The 12,156-nt window shown below is 59.3% G+C and carries 11 protein-coding genes and 1 pseudogene; 5 read left to right on the top strand and 7 right to left on the bottom strand.

The features are described from left to right. Positions 1-95 precede the first annotated feature (95 nt). Positions 96-1,028 (bottom strand): LysR family transcriptional regulator, encoded by a 933-nt coding sequence (locus G4G27_RS00175; protein WP_202049636.1) that lies wholly within the window; start codon positions 1,026-1,028, stop codon positions 96-98. Between the two features lie 110 nt (positions 1,029-1,138). Between G4G27_RS00175 and G4G27_RS00170 the strand changes: the two genes are divergently transcribed. Both G4G27_RS00170 and G4G27_RS00165 read left to right on the top strand, forming a co-directional pair. Continuing rightward, positions 1,139-2,350, top strand: a complete 1,212-nt coding sequence (locus G4G27_RS00170) for a cytochrome P450 (RefSeq protein ID WP_183111062.1) — start codon at positions 1,139-1,141, stop codon at positions 2,348-2,350. Between the two features lie 12 nt (positions 2,351-2,362). Then, positions 2,363-3,229 (top strand): isocitrate lyase/phosphoenolpyruvate mutase family protein, encoded by an 867-nt coding sequence (locus tag G4G27_RS00165; RefSeq protein WP_183111060.1) that lies wholly within the window; start codon positions 2,363-2,365, stop codon positions 3,227-3,229. A gap of 327 nt (positions 3,230-3,556) precedes the next feature. On the opposite strand, the gene G4G27_RS00160 is transcribed toward G4G27_RS00165, so the two are convergent. From G4G27_RS00160 to G4G27_RS00140, 5 genes are all read right to left on the bottom strand, one after another. Then, complete coding sequence (locus G4G27_RS00160; protein ID WP_202049635.1) at positions 3,557-4,306, bottom strand: TetR/AcrR family transcriptional regulator; 750 nt, start codon at positions 4,304-4,306, stop codon at positions 3,557-3,559. A gap of 98 nt (positions 4,307-4,404) precedes the next feature. Beyond that, on the bottom strand, positions 4,405-6,633 hold the full coding sequence (locus tag G4G27_RS00155) for an excinuclease ABC subunit UvrA (RefSeq protein WP_244624488.1): 2,229 nt from the start codon (positions 6,631-6,633) through the stop codon (positions 4,405-4,407). 417 nt (positions 6,634-7,050) lie between these two features. Next, a complete protein-coding gene (locus tag G4G27_RS00150; protein WP_183111055.1) occupies positions 7,051-7,767 on the bottom strand; it encodes a hypothetical protein in 717 nt (238 codons plus the stop codon). 11 nt (positions 7,768-7,778) lie between these two features. After that, a complete protein-coding gene (locus G4G27_RS00145; protein WP_183111053.1) occupies positions 7,779-8,504 on the bottom strand; it encodes an ABC transporter permease in 726 nt (241 codons plus the stop codon). Continuing rightward, positions 8,501-9,400, bottom strand: a complete 900-nt coding sequence (locus G4G27_RS00140) for an ABC transporter ATP-binding protein (RefSeq protein WP_183111051.1) — start codon at positions 9,398-9,400, stop codon at positions 8,501-8,503. The genes G4G27_RS00145 and G4G27_RS00140 overlap by 4 nt, the downstream gene beginning before the upstream one ends. Before the next feature lie 125 nt (positions 9,401-9,525). Between G4G27_RS00140 and G4G27_RS00135 the strand changes: the two genes are divergently transcribed. The 3 genes from G4G27_RS00135 (at position 9,526) to G4G27_RS00125 (ending at position 11,689) form a co-directional block, all read left to right on the top strand. Then, the gene (locus tag G4G27_RS00135; protein WP_183111049.1) at positions 9,526-10,221 is read left to right on the top strand and encodes a TetR/AcrR family transcriptional regulator; all 696 of its coding nucleotides are present in this window, start codon (positions 9,526-9,528) and stop codon (positions 10,219-10,221) included. A gap of 82 nt (positions 10,222-10,303) precedes the next feature. Continuing rightward, a complete protein-coding gene (locus G4G27_RS00130; RefSeq protein ID WP_244624487.1) occupies positions 10,304-11,257 on the top strand; it encodes a LysR family transcriptional regulator in 954 nt (317 codons plus the stop codon). Between the two features lie 21 nt (positions 11,258-11,278). Beyond that, positions 11,279-11,689 carry a hypothetical protein gene (locus G4G27_RS00125; protein ID WP_183111047.1) on the top strand — a complete coding sequence of 137 codons (411 nt, stop codon included), beginning with the start codon at positions 11,279-11,281 and terminating at the stop codon, positions 11,687-11,689. A 134-nt stretch (positions 11,690-11,823) separates the two neighbouring features. On the opposite strand, the pseudogene G4G27_RS24050 reads toward G4G27_RS00125, so the two are convergent. After that, positions 11,824-12,105: pseudogene (locus tag G4G27_RS24050) on the bottom strand (IS3 family transposase); the annotation flags it as partial. Between the last annotated feature and the right edge of the window lie 51 nt (positions 12,106-12,156).

Below are 12,156 nucleotides of genomic sequence, written 5' to 3'. Positions count from 1 at the left end.
TGGTTCCGGCAGAACCCGCAGAGATCTGGGGCTTCCGGTCGTACCGCGGGACCCACTCGTCGCGGTCAGACGACTAGATTCCGGCGCGAGGCCACCTATGCCTGTCCTAGTTCCGGCCTGTCGACCAGGTTAGGTTCCGTCCGCAGCAACGACAGCAGATTGAGGGTGGCGGGACTGAGATAGCCGCCTCGGCGAACTACGGCATACACTGGATTTGCCACTTTCAGATCAGCGATCATGATGGTCGCCAGCGAGCCGACGCGCCGCTCCTCTTCTATTGCGCTTTCCGGCAACAGTGCGAGTCCTAGGCCCGCCTCGACCAGTCGCTTCATTGCGTTTAGGCTATCGATTGGCGCCCAATAGATCGCTCCGATGCCGCGTGCCTGAAACTGCGCGAAGATGTTGTCTGCGAAACTCTCGCGCTGATCGTAGGCACTGCGGAATGCGAACCAGCGCTCGTCGCGCAATGCCGCGATCGATGTCAGTCGCTTGCCCGCGAAAGGATGTTCGGCGGCACAGACGACGACCATGGTTTCCGACGCGATGTGCTCGCAGACGAGGTCGGGCGTAACATCGAGAAGATAACGCAGCCCGATCATGGCTTCGCCGCGCCTCACCAACTCGCTGACTTCGGCGCTTGTGGCAGTGCTAATCGTCAGATCGACTCTCGGATGTTCGGCAGTGAAGCGTTTTAGCACTGGGGTGAGGTTCGATCCGGCGAGCGTGCCGACTGCGACGAGCGCGACCCGACCGGCAACGCCCATCCGCATCGCTTCAATCGCGCTCCGTGCATCGTGCAGCGCGGCCAGAACCCGTTCTGCGTGGGGCAGCAGCACGCGCCCCGCCTCACTGAGCACCACTCCACTCGCTGCACGCTCGAACACCGGCACGCCGAGCTCATCTTCGAGCAAAGCGATGCGACGGCTGATCGCGGGCTGAGAGCGGCCCAGGATCTCGGCGGCGCTGGAAAAGCCGTTGGCGTGGTGAATCGTGATGAAGGTGAGAAGTGCTTCGCTATCCATGATCATGCAAAAAGCTGATGGCCATTAGCAATATTATAACTTCGACAGATGGGGGCGCAAGTAGGATGAAGAGGCAATGGCCAAGGCGCTCGGGCGCAAACGGGACGGTATGCGACATGCACCAGAAGACCTCGATAGCCGGAGAACCTGACCATGTTCGCGCTGCGCCATCTCATCGCAATCCCTATCCGTACTATGCTCGTCTCGCGCGTCAGCAGCCGTTCTTCCGGGACGATGCGAATGGCTGGTGGGTCGCCGCTAGCGCCACTGCCGTCGCGGAGGTCTTGAACAGCGCGAACTGCCTCACCCGCCCCCTGAGCGAGCCAATCCCCGAGGTGCTGCGCACAGGTGCTGCAGCGGATATTTTCGGTCGGCTGGTGCGCCTGCGCGATGATGAAGTGCGCGGCAGGCTGAAGGACGCAGTGGCGGGTGCCTTGGCCAGCATCGACCTTGGGCAGATCGGGGACCGTGCTCGAAGGCGCGCAGCGGAACTGGACACCGAGCTTGGCTCGGCATGCGACGAGGCCTGGATTACGCAATTTATGTTCGCGCTGCCGGTGCAGGTCATCGCGGGTCTGCTCGGAATCCCCAGGGAGCGGTTCGGCGACACCATGACCTGGCTCGGCGACTATGGCGCGGCTGCGGCCGCCGCCGGAACCGGAATTCCGGCGGCGACGCCTGAGCTGATCGCACGCGGGCATCGCGGCGCGCGGGCGCTCTTGGATCTGGTCGGCGGGCTTGGGAAAGATCCCGGTCGGCGGGGGCCGCTGCTTGATGCGCTAGCGCGCGAGGCAGCGCGCGTCGGGTGCGATGATGACAGGGACGTCGTCGCCAACGCCATTGGTTACATGGTTCAGGGCTATGTCGGGACCGCGTCTCTGATCGGACTGACGCTCCTGGCGCTCGCGCGACGTCCTGCGTTGCGCGAAAAGGTCGATGCCAACAGGGCCCTCTTGCGCCCACTTGTTCAGGAGGTGGCGCGGCACGACACCGTCACCAGCAGCACCTTCCGCTTCATGGCCTGCGATGCCGAGATCGCCGGCCGTCCGCTGCGTAAGGGGGAGATGATCATCGTATTGCTGGCTGCGGCGAACCGCGATCCCGCCCTCAATCTCGACCCTGATCGGCTCGACATCGCGCGGAAGGATCGAAAATCATTCGAATTCGGCGTCGGCGTCCACGCCTGTCCGGCAGACAAGGCCGCGTCCCTGCTCGTCGAGATCGCAGTCGATCATCTCCTGACGAAGAGGGCGCCACTGGAGCGCCTCGAAGCTTCGTTGACCTATACCGTGTCGGGCCATGTCCGGACGCCCCTGTTCAAAGGCTGAGAGGAGATCGTCATGCCGAACCGCCGCGAGGAGGCCGCATGTACCTTCAAATCACTGCACATGGCGCCGGGCGGGTTCATCATGCCCAATGCCTGGGACGCTGGCAGCGCAGCCATACTCGCGGCGACGGGGTTCCCGGCCATCGCCACGACCAGCGCCGGAATCGCCTTCGCTCTCGCCAAGGCGGACTACGGCGTAACATCTGCGGTGCAGACAGTGTCACGCGAAGAGATGTTCGCACATATCCGCGAGATCGTTCAGGTGGCAAAGATCCCGGTGAATGCAGATCTCGAGGCCGGCTATGGCGACAGTCCGCGGGCGGTCGCCGAGACCATCATCATGGCGATCGAGGCGGGGCTTGCCGGCGGCAATATCGAGGACAAGATCCCGGGCCGACCAGAACTCTATGATGAAGCGCTTGCGATCGAGCGCATAGCCGCCGCCCGATCGGCCATTGACGCCTGCGGCAGCGACTTCATGCTGACGGCGCGCAGCGACACCATTCTCCAATCCGGAAAGTCCGGTATCGCAGCCGGTATCCGCCGATCAAATCGGTATCGTGAAGCTGGTGCGGACTGTCTTTACCTACCTGGCGCCGCCGATATCGATCTCGTCGCCGTCCTGACACGCGAGATCGCAGGGCCAATAAACGTTGTGATGGGACTTGGGACAGCCAGCGGAAATGCGCACGCGCTGCTTGCGGCCGGCGTGCAGCGGATCAGCCTCGGTGGGAGCATCGCACGCGCTGCGCTCGGTTTCGTTCGCCGCTGTGCCGAGGAGTTGCGCGATCATGGAACAATCGGCTTTGCCGAACAGCAAATCCCCCAATCCGATTTGAATGCGCTATTCGCCCAGGTTCGTGGCGGCACAAAATCTTGATCTTGGATGATTGCCTGCAGGTAGCTTACATCACCCGGCAGCTCGGCCCATTCGGCGATTATGCCCTCTGTTCCGTGCTGACCGACAACCGCATCCACTTCACGACGCGCTTGTCAGAGGTTCAGCGGTCCCGCTCATCAAGGAGGCCATGGCTCCATATGTGGCCAACCGGTAGAGACAAAAGCGATCGGCTTGATCGCTTCAGCCAACCTGTGGAAAGGTCAGGGCGCTAGCGGGCGAGGAGGTGAGCGCAAAGATTTTATCCCGAACGACAGATAGCCACGATCACCGCTTAGTCATTGTTTCCACCGCGATCACTGCGATGAGTCACTTGGATTTTCCGCCAAGATAGTGTTCTGCGCGTCGTCTTCGCGCACGGCCTTTTCGTGATTGTGCAAGATCGAGGGCATAACCATCGTGCGTTAGGCGAAGTGTTCCATCGGGAAGGCCGAGTATTCGGTCAACGACCACGCCAAAATGTTGCAACCTGATGGCCAATTGCTCCGCCGCACGTTGTTGACCTTCCCTAGTGTCCTCCCTGGCAATCTGCGTAAAGGCGCCGCGCGTCACGAACGCGAGCTGAAGAATCATTTCGGCAGTTATATCGGGGTCGGAGACGTGGAAGCTCCCCTCTGCCACGCCGTCCGCAAGCAGTTTGGCCAGCACGGGGGCAAAAACCGCAATCGCGGCCGTCGCGATGCGATCATAAAGTACGGCGTTGTTCTTCCAGAAAACGGCCTCGAAAACGGCTTGATGGGTTGAAGCTGCCGCTTTCTTCTGGCCGCGAGCATGCGCGAGAAGGATGTTCAGACGTTCGACTGCACCCAGTCGCCGATCCTGAATGCTTTTCTCCAACTCTTTCGCGCTTTGATACGCGAGGGTCTCCGACATGGCTTCGAGCAACGCTTCCTTCGTCGCGAAATGATGAAAGAAGGCGCCATTTGAGACATTGGCAGCCTGGACGATGTCGCTGACCGTTGTCCCATCATAGCCCTGGGTGAAGAACAGAACTTGCGCTTGCGTGATCAGTTCGTCGCGCCGGCTCAGCGGCGGTTTTCTGAGGGTCATGACGGACATCTAACATGTACTCGATCTTGAGTACAGAGTGCCGCTCTGCCGCAGGGCAATTCTGATTTGGAGTGATGAGATTTCCGGAGCTTCAGGACAATCTTCCGTCAAATCAGGTACTGCCCCGTCAGCGAAGTACGCGAAACGATCATGTCCTCGGGCCTGCCCTGGAAGATGACCCTTCCCCCGTCTCCTCCGGCCCCGGGGCCCATCTCTACGATCCAATCCGCCTGGGAAATCACATCGAGGTTGTGTTCGACCACAAGTAGGGTGGCGCCGTTATCGACAAGGCGGTTCAATAAACCAATCAACCGCGCGACGTCCGACATATGCAGACCCGCGGTGGGCTCATCGAGGATAAAGATTCGCCCGGCGTTCTGGAGTTCTGTAGCGAGCTTGATCCTCTGCCGTTCACCGCCAGATAAGCTGCTCAACGGTTGGCCAAGCGTCATGTAGTCGAGGCCTACTTCCGCCACCCGATCCAGAGCTGGGCTGATGTCTGGACTATCGAAGAACTGACTGGCATCCGCCACGCTCATGCGCAACACGTCGTCGATATTTTTACCTCTAAACTCATACGCCAACACTTCGTCGGTGAAGCGACGTCCATGGCAGACCTCGCAAGTGCTGACGATGGTATCCATGAACGCCATATCAATTTGCGTTATGCCAAGGCCTTTGCATGCAGGGCAAGCGCCAATGGAGTTAGCGCTGAACAGAGAAGCACTCACGTCATTGGCCTGCGCGAACAGCCGGCGGATCGGATCGAGCACCTCCGTATAAGTCGCTGTGTTAGACCTGCTGGAACCGCCCAAGGCGGCTTGGTCGATGCAGATAGCGTCGGGATAGCGCCGCGCGAACGCGCCATTGATCAGCGAACTCTTGCCCGAACCCGCCACGCCCACTATCGCCGTCAACACGCCCTGCGGTATGTCGACGCTGAGGTTCTTCAGATTGTGCAACGTGACGTCGCGTAGTGGCATTACCCCGGTCGGCTCACGGACCAGGGCTTTTGGGCGCGGTCGCGCCTTCATGAAACGGCCGGTCAAAGTGTCAGACCGTTCAAGATCGTCGACCTTGCCCTGGAAAACGACGCGGCCGCCCTTATCCCCGGCTCCGGGGCCCATGTCGATTACGTGGTCGGCCACGGCGATGACCTGCGGATCGTGCTCGACGACAAGCACCGTGTTGCCTTTGTCGCGAAGCTCGCGCAACAACGCGATCAATTGATTCACGTCGCGCGGATGCAATCCGACGCTCGGCTCGTCGAATATATAGGTCAGGTCGGTAAGGCTGCTGCCGAGATGCCGCAGCATCTTGACGCGCTGGGACTCTCCGCCCGACAGCGTCGACGTCTGCCGGTCCATGCTTAGGTATCCGAGACCGATGCCGATGAGATGTTCAAGCCGCCCGGCAATGGCGGCAACTATCGGCGCCGCCACCGACCCACTGATGGCCGAAACGACTGAGACCAGGTCGATCGTCGGCATGGCTGCGAGATCGGCGATGTTGTTTCCATTAATCCTGGAACGCAACACGTCCGGCTTCAGCCGCGCGCCATGGCACTCCGGACAAGGTCCGCTTGTCACCACACGGTCCAATGCTTCGGCATAAGTGGAGCGCTCGCCCGACTTCCCCAGAAAACTGCGATGAAAGCGTGGTATGAGACCCTCATACATTGAGCTAGCCCACCACCCCTTTCTCGGGTGGGGAGGCTTCCTTGGCTCGGCGTTCAGCAGCAGGTCCCATTCCTCGTGACTGTATGCGTCCAGCTTCTTGTCGTTATCGAAGTATCCTGACAAGACGTATCGCTTCCAGCGCGCACTGCCCACGGCCAAGGGAGGAAAGCGAATGGCGCCCTCGTTGAGCGACTTCGATTTGTCGAGAAGCGCTTCGATTTCTACTGTATTCGTCGCGCCAATACCCTCGCAGCGCGTGCACATCCCCTCCGGATGATTGAATGAGAAGACGCTCGATTCCCCTACAAAGGGTTTCCCCACTCGAGAGAACAACAGGCGCAACAAGGCTTGGATGTCAGTGGCAGTTCCAACAGTCGACCGCGCATTTCCGCCTAGGCGCTTTTGATCGACGACGATCGCCACGGCGAGGTTTTCGATGGAGTCGACATCAGGCTGGCCGTAGTGCGGCAGGCGATGGCGGACGAATGAACTGAAGGTTTCATTGAGTTGCCGCTGAGATTCCGCGGCGATGGTGTCAAAAACCAACGATGACTTCCCGGAGCCCGACACACCTGTGAACACGGTGATGAGCTTCTTCGGAATCTCGATACTGATGTTTTTGAGATTGTGCTCGCGACTGCCGACGACACGGATCACCCCGTGCTCTCGAGATGCATTTTTTCGCGGAGCGGTTTTTCGGGGTGCGGATGCTGTCATTTCGGCTCCTTGATTCATTCAACGTCCAAAGGATGTTTCAGACCGAAAAACGCATCAGGCCCTACGGAGGCGGTCGCGCCCGCGTTGCGCCAGGCCAGGCGATCTCCTGGCCTTTGCTGCCGTCACTCGTGCCGGCGCGGTAAAGGCGGACGACTTCCGGGTGCATTCCACTGATCGGACGAGTCGATGGAACGCGATATAGTGGCGTTAATGGCGCGGTCGAGGAGCGTTATCCTCATCCTGGTACGAGCTACCATGCGTTGGAAGTAGAGAAGGCTTCCTTCACAATCCAGTTCCGAAACGAGTGTCTGTTCTACCTCAGCTCCCACACTTTTTCTTCGAAACTAAGAAACTAAGCTAACGAGCTTGGACATACTGACGGCACCAGTAGGCACGCACCGCCCACGCCAATAGTGCGAGGAAGAAAACAAGTCCTCCTACTGACCAGAGGTAGCCTGCGGTCTCCCGCCCTTCGGTGAAAGCCAGTATGCCTTTCACGGCCCAGGTCGCGGGCGTCAGCAGCAGCGGATAGCCGTACCAGGCGCCTTGCGGAATGAAGAGGCTGATCGCCGCCACCTGGATGTAGAGATTCAACGTCTTGAAGAGGCCCATCGCCTGCACCTTGTCGCGCGAAAGCGCGGGCACTAGGAGCGTCACCCAGGGCACCGCCACTGCCAGCGTCAGGATCGGCAGAACCCACTGCTGGAATGGAAGTTCGATCATCCGGCTCGCGTAGATCAGGGCAAAGGCATAGAGGAGCACGAAGCTTGTCGCGAGCAGGGTCCGTGCGCCCACCACGCCGATGGCCGAAACCGGCGAAACCAGCAACGCCTGGTTCACTCCGCTGTCGATCTCATCGACGATCAGCATGCCAAACAGATAGCCCATGCCGGGCATGTAGCCGAGCAGCAGGACGATGAGGATATTCGTCCACCAATCCGGGAAATACCCCATGTGTCGAACCCCGGTGGCGACGATCACCAGCACCACCATCATGCCGACGATGTTGAGCATGACTCTGTCGCGGGTGATGTCGACGAGGTCGCGGCGGACCAGACTCGCCAATGCGGGCATGAACCTTCTCCTCAGTCTTCGGTTCGGCCGAGATCCGCGCCGTAAACGGTCAACGACCAACGAAACAGGATCGCGCTCAGCACCGCCAAATAGGTGAATGCGTAGATAACGTCGGGCATCGTCACTGCTGACGGATCGGCTGCCCAAAGCAGCGCGCGCAGCATGGCATGGCCTGGGTTGATCGCGAACAGCAGCCATTGCCAGACTCCGGTGACGACACCGAAGTGTGCGAAAAGCGGCAAGAAGAGCAGGATCGTCACCGGAAATGCCCGCGCGATCAGGTGGTTCATGGAGTTGGCCCGAGCCACGAGGATCAAACCGCCGACGACTCCGAGCGTACCTGTAAAGGTCAGTGCCACCACAAATCGCAGAAGCCGCACCGGGTCGACCGGCCAATAGGCAACGAGGACGAGGGCGAGGCCACTTAAGATGGTGAGAAGCGTCAGTGTGATGACCTTGGACACTACATACTCGCCCGGCGCCGCGGGCGAGACCGATAGCGCCGCCAACGTATTCTGACCCCGTTCCATCAGCACGATCGAGCCGACGAAACTGCTGCCGACGATAGCCGGGTCGAGGAACAGGATTGCGGTGATCACGGCATCGGGCGTGCCAGTGGGCAAGAGCGCGATGAAAACACCGAATGCGGCCGTTGTCAGCACCGTGAAGACATAGACATTTTCGCGGGCCTGCAGACGGAGATCCCAGGCGATGAGGCGGCGAAGCGTAACGCTCATCGGGCTGTCTCCGGCTCGGCCTGATCGAGGCTGTGGCCCGTCACGTCGTTGAACACCTTGTCGAGCGTCGCCTCCTGACTGTGGATGCGCCGGACGGCTCCGGCCCTCAGCAAATCGAGGAAGCGTGCGTTGTCGCCGAGCCCGTCGAGCGGAAACTCCGCCTGGCTCTCCTCGACCGCCCCGTGGGTGACACGCACCGTCCGGCGACCATGCAGCGCCTTCAGCGCCTCCGGCGTATTGAGCGCCGCGAAGCGGCCGTCCACCATGAAGGAAACACGATCGCACAGCTGATCCACATCGCTCATGTTGTGGGTCGTCAGGACGATCGTTTTGCCGGCCTTGCGCAGGTCAGAAACGATCGATTTCACGATGCCGGCATTGACCGGATCCAGCCCGGCGGTCGGTTCATCGAGGAAAATCAAGTCAGGATCGTGCTGAATGGCGCGCACGAAGTTAAGGCGCATGCGCATGCCTTTGGAAAAGGTCTCGACCCTCTTATTGGCAAACTTGTCGAGTCCCACCATCGCCATGAGTTCGATCGGGTCGCGGCTCGCACGCCGGTAGAGCGAGGCGAAGAACTTCAGGTTCTCGACGGCAGTGAATTTCAAATAGTGGTTGGGCAGTTCGAACCCGACGCCAATGGCCTCGAAGAAGTCTTGGCCCCACTTATTAAGGGGTTTGCCCAGCACCGATACGGAGCCCCCAAAGGTCCGCTGCTGGCGGGTGAGGATTTTCTGCGTCGTGCTCTTGCCGGCCCCAGACGGTCCCAGTAGGCCGAAAATCTCCCCCGTCCCGACAGAGAAGCTGATGCCGTCAAGGGCCGCGTTTGTCTGTCCCGCATAGGTGTAGCGCAGGTTGTCGACGACGATGGCCGGATTGGTGAGGGCGCTTGGCATTCGGTGACCTTGGCGTTGTTTCCACGGGCTAGTGCGCAGTTGAGGCGCCTTGCAGTTCGCACGGATGAATGTCATGATACAAACCGACGGTCGGTCTTGCAAGTGGAAAGGCTTGGAGGGGAGCAATGGCGGTGACGGGACGCAAGAATCTCAAGCCGGAAGATCGCCGGGAGCAATTGCTCGATTGTGCCCAGTCGCTTTTCTTTGCCCGTGGTTACGACGCGACAACAATCAATGACATCATGACGTTGGCGGGGGTGTCGAAAGGCGGCTTCTACCACCACTTCGCCTCAAAGGATCAGGTGCTGGAGGCGTTGAGCCGCCGCATGGCGGGGCAGGCCGTCGAACGAATAGGTGACGTACTCGACCATCCCGGGCTATCGCCGCTCGATCGGCTGAACCTGGCTTTCGAACGTATGCGCCAGTTCAAGGCAGGAGACGGGCCCAAGATCGTCAAGGCGTTTGAAGCCGCGTTTACTACCGAAAACCTCATTCTCTACGACCGGCTGAACAGGGCAACGAGCGCCGTTGTCGCGCCCCTGCTCACCACCATCATCGAAAAAGGCATGGATGAAGGCGCCTTCAACGTTCCCGATGCCGCGATCGCGGCGGACATCATTCTAAGGCTTGGCGCCCTGAGCCGCGAAGCCGTCGCCGGCGCCATCACGGCGCGCGGAACCGCGGACGCCCAATCCGCCAATGAGCAGTTGGAGCGGACGATGAGGATGCAGGCGATCGTTGTCGACCGCATCCTTGGCCTGCCCGATGACAGCGTCAGACTGGTCGAGCCCGGCTTTGTCGATGCGCTGCTGGAGGCCTGAAGGATGCAACCAAGGTTGAGACCGCTTTGGCGAGCCGGACAAATCCGGCCAGGGCCACCCTGCGGATTGAGCCGAGCTATGGATGGGTTTTACTGTGCCTGATCTCGCGCTTGATCTTAGATACTTACGCTACGCGTTGGCCGCAGCCGAACACGGCAGTTTCCGCCGGGCTGCTACGGCTCTGGGCCTTCCGCAGTCGACGGTAAGTCGCAGAATCCAACTTCTTGAAGCGAGCTTAGGCGCTTCGCTATTCGAGCGGAAGCGAACGGGAGTTAGGCCGACTCCAGCTGGTGACCGCTTTCTTAAAGAGGCAATTATCAGCGCGAGCCGTCTTCACCGTGCGGCACAGGAATTGATACTTGCGCGGCGAGGCAACCAAGGTGAACTGAGGATTGGGTTGGTCGCATCATTTGCGCGGGGATTTCTTAGTGACCTGATTGGAGCGTATCGCGCTGCATTCCCCAGAATTAGGATTGAGTTATTCGAGGAAACTCCGCAGGCAAATCTGGCTGGCGTAATGAACGGTCGCCTAGATGTGGCATTTCTGGCCGGCAAGCCGATTATCAGTGAATGCTCTTCACTTCATTTGTGGGATGAGCGCATTTACTTGGCTCTTCCTGAAACGCATCGCTTGGCTTCGGCTACTGAGATCTCCTGGCAGGACGTTCGCGACGAACCCTTCATCGTTGGCGTTGGGGGACCGGGTCCAGAAATTGAGGACTATCTTGTGAAGCGGCTTTCAAGTCCCGGTTTTCGCCCAGTCATAGACGCGCACCGTGTCGGACGTGAGAATTTGATCAACATGGTCGCCAAAGGGTTTGGCCTAACTCTTACAACTGACTCCACGCTCGGAACTGCGTTTGCAGGGGTCGTGTTTAGACCAATGGCCGGCAACTCGGACATAGTTCCGTCGAGCGCTATTTGGTCAACTGGTAACCCAAACCCAGCTTTGAAACACTTGCTGCATCTTGGGAGACAAATGGATCGCAGGACGACGCACGCGGCAAGCCGGTCAAATTTTCATCTCAAGCGTTAGTTTACATACGGAGTTATTGAAATGCCTCAAATTCTTATAGCGTCAAGTGCCGTATTGAGCTTCATCATAGGCGCGCTGCATCTGCGCGCCACGCTCTTTAGCTCCAAGCTTGACCCTCGAGATCCAGATCTTGCTGCAAGCATGAAAAACACGTCGGTTATGTTTACTGATAAGCTTCTGATCTGGGATGCCTGGGTCGGCTTTAACGCAAGCCAGAGCCTTGGATTGCTATTGTTCGGAACGATCTATGGGTATCTTTCTATTTTTCGAATCACGCTTTTGTACGAATCTCAATTCATGCTGTGGGCTGGTGGATTATATCTTTGTGGGCTTGTTTTAGTAGCAAAGAAGTACTTCTTTATTATTCCAATGGCAGCCTTCGGAGTATGCCTTGCTCTTTACGTTGTGGGCGCAGGGGGAATTGTATTTTGACAATTCGTGCATGTTGGAAGCGCTTCACCATGGCGCATTTCAAAGATGCGATTTGCAGATCGCAGCATGGATCGGCCCAGCCTCGCACCGTTTAACGACGTCCAACATGATGGGATGCACGAGCATCATGTTGATCCGGATTTCGCCACCAGCCGCCGATCGCGCCGACGGCCGGCATCGTGGCCGATTTGGCGCAGATGTCGGACCATCTGGCGGCTGCCCTACCAGGGCATGTCGAGGAACGCGGCATCGATCACCCGCACCAGCGCCAGCGTGTCCTCGGTCTCCGGGACCGGCGCGTAGTAACAGGATGACCGGCTGATCGTTAGCAGCCGGCACTGCGTCGAGATCGATAATCGGTCGTGAGCTGGCTCGATCATCGATCGCCTCCGGCCCACGCTCATCGGCCCAAGGCCAAGGCTAAATAGTCCCGCTCCGCAACCAACTGCCAGATTTCCGTGCGGGCT

It is taken from the genome of Sphingomonas sp. So64.6b, from assembly GCF_014171475.1.
GTDB lineage: Bacteria > Pseudomonadota > Alphaproteobacteria > Sphingomonadales > Sphingomonadaceae > Sphingomonas > Sphingomonas alpina_A.
The sequence above is the reverse complement of the archived record's forward strand: the minus strand, read 5'-3'. Positions and strand labels throughout refer to the sequence as shown.

What these genes read in the sequence shown, in the direction of transcription:
- G4G27_RS00175 (WP_202049636.1), bottom strand. Translation starts at nt 1,028, where the DNA reads ATGATCATGGATAGCGAAGCACTTCTCACCTTCATCACGATTCACCAC.
- G4G27_RS00170 (WP_183111062.1), top strand. Translation starts at nt 1,139, where the DNA reads ATGCACCAGAAGACCTCGATAGCCGGAGAACCTGACCATGTTCGCGCT.
- G4G27_RS00165 (WP_183111060.1), top strand. Translation starts at nt 2,363, where the DNA reads ATGCCGAACCGCCGCGAGGAGGCCGCATGTACCTTCAAATCACTGCAC.
- G4G27_RS00160 (WP_202049635.1), bottom strand. Translation starts at nt 4,306, where the DNA reads ATGTCCGTCATGACCCTCAGAAAACCGCCGCTGAGCCGGCGCGACGAA.
- G4G27_RS00150 (WP_183111055.1), bottom strand. Translation starts at nt 7,767, where the DNA reads ATGCCCGCATTGGCGAGTCTGGTCCGCCGCGACCTCGTCGACATCACC.
- G4G27_RS00145 (WP_183111053.1), bottom strand. Translation starts at nt 8,504, where the DNA reads ATGAGCGTTACGCTTCGCCGCCTCATCGCCTGGGATCTCCGTCTGCAG.
- G4G27_RS00140 (WP_183111051.1), bottom strand. Translation starts at nt 9,400, where the DNA reads ATGCCAAGCGCCCTCACCAATCCGGCCATCGTCGTCGACAACCTGCGC.
- G4G27_RS00135 (WP_183111049.1), top strand. Translation starts at nt 9,526, where the DNA reads ATGGCGGTGACGGGACGCAAGAATCTCAAGCCGGAAGATCGCCGGGAG.
- G4G27_RS00130 (WP_244624487.1), top strand. Translation starts at nt 10,304, where the DNA reads ATGGGTTTTACTGTGCCTGATCTCGCGCTTGATCTTAGATACTTACGC.
- G4G27_RS00125 (WP_183111047.1), top strand. Translation starts at nt 11,279, where the DNA reads ATGCCTCAAATTCTTATAGCGTCAAGTGCCGTATTGAGCTTCATCATA.